The 1667-nt window shown below is 71.4% G+C and carries 1 protein-coding gene and 1 pseudogene; one reads left to right on the top strand and one right to left on the bottom strand.

The window, feature by feature from the left end; translation table 11 throughout:
- Positions 1-224, top strand: a pseudogene (locus tag ACFXN1_RS51775) (hypothetical protein); the annotation flags it as partial.
- A gap of 128 nt (positions 225-352) precedes the next feature.
- Here the strand turns inward: ACFXN1_RS51775 and aroB are convergent.
- On the bottom strand, positions 353-1471 hold the full coding sequence (gene aroB, locus ACFXN1_RS51770) for a 3-dehydroquinate synthase (RefSeq protein ID WP_379394984.1): 1119 nt from the start codon (positions 1469-1471) through the stop codon (positions 353-355).
- Between the last annotated feature and the right edge of the window lie 196 nt (positions 1472-1667).

Here is a 1667-nt window from a genome sequence, read left to right as displayed (position 1 = left end):
CCGGCCTGGCCGCCTGGATCCTCGACTTCATTCCGGGCTTCGACCTGGGTCATCAGGGTCTGGTCTTCAACATCACCTCGGCCGCGTCCTTCATCGTGCTGCTGATCTTCATCCCGGGCGTGCTCGGCGTCGCCCTCGGCCGCTGGCTGGCCGGCCGGGACGGCAAGAAGCAGTCCGGCACCCCCGCCGGCACTGCACCCGACCCGCAGCCCGCCGGCGTCTGAGGCTCCCGTCCGCGCTCGACCCCGCGCCACCGATCGGGTGGCGCGGGGTTTTTCCTATCCGGGGGCACCGACGGCAGCGCCCGCCGCCGGAGTCCGGCGACGGGCGCTGAGATGAAAGCCGTTGTGCCCTACAGCAGAATCGCGCCGCCGGTCGGGCCGTCCTCGCGGGCGATGGCCGAGTAGGCCGCGGCCAGCAGGCTCGGATCCGGGCCCTCCAGCCGACCCGGCTTGGCCAGGCCGTCGAGCACCACGAAACGCAGCACGCCCGAACGGGTCTTCTTGTCGGTCTGCATGGCGTCCATCAGCTGCGGCAGCGCATCGGCGTCGTAGGTGGTGGGCAGGCCGATGCTGTCCAGGATGGTGCGGTGCCGCTCGGCGGTGGCGTCGTCGAGACGGCCTGCGAGGCGGCCCAATTCGGCCGCGAAGACCAGGCCCACCGAGACGGCCGCGCCGTGCCGCCAGCGGTACCGCTCCCGGCGCTCGATGGCGTGGCCGAGGGTGTGGCCGTAGTTGAGGATCTCGCGCAGATTCGATTCCTTGAGGTCGGCGGCCACCACATCGGCCTTGACCTGGATGGCGCGGCGGATGAGCTCGGGCAGCACGTCGCCGGTCGGGTCCAGGGCGGCCTGCGGGTCGCGTTCCACCAGTTCCAGGATCACCGGGTCGGCGATGAAACCGGCCTTGATGATCTCGGCCATGCCCGCCACGATCTCGTTGCGCGGGACCGTCTCCAGCGTGGCCAGGTCCACCATGACGGCGGCCGGCTCGTGGAAACTGCCGACCAGGTTCTTGCCCGCCTCGGTATTGATGCCGGTCTTGCCGCCCACCGCGGCGTCCACCATGGCCAGCAGCGTGGTCGGCACGTGCACGATGTCCACGCCGCGCATCCAGGTGGCGGCCACGAAACCGGCCAGGTCGGTGGCCGCGCCGCCGCCCAGGCTCACGATCACGTCCTTGCGGGTCAGCCCGACGCGGCCGAGCACCTCCCAGCAGAAGCCCGCGACCTGCAGGTCCTTACCGGCCTCGGCGTCGGGGATCTCCACCCGGTGCGCGTCGATGCCCTTGTCGGCGAGGGCCTTCCGCACCACCTCGGCGGTCTCGGCCAGCGGCGGCTGGTAGAAGATCGCCACGGTCCGCACGCCGGACCGGCCGGTCACCTGGTCGACCAGATCGCCCAGCAGCCCCCGGCCGATGATCACCGGGTACGGGTCGGCCGTGCGGACCTCGATGCGAGTCGGCTCGCTCATAGGACTCCTCCGTGAATGGTCCCGCCCATCGGCGGGGAATAACGTGACCCCGTGGTGCGGGGAAGTTGTCGATCGGATCGGCGGCGCGTGCCCGTGGCGCGCGATGGTGCGCTCAGGATCACGAACCTCCCTCCACCGCAGGGGAAGTGGCACCGGGAACCGAGCCGTCGGCCGGCGGGTGCTCCTGCTCGCGGGC

The organism is Nocardia sp. NPDC059154 (assembly GCF_042755705.1).
GTDB lineage: Bacteria > Actinomycetota > Actinomycetes > Mycobacteriales > Mycobacteriaceae > Nocardia.
This window is presented reverse-complemented; position numbering and strand designations above follow the sequence as displayed.

Bases quoted from the DNA above. Each gene is read 5' to 3' on its own strand.
- aroB (WP_379394984.1), bottom strand. From the start codon at position 1,471: ATGAGCGAGCCGACTCGCATCGAGGTCCGCACGGCCGACCCGTACCCG.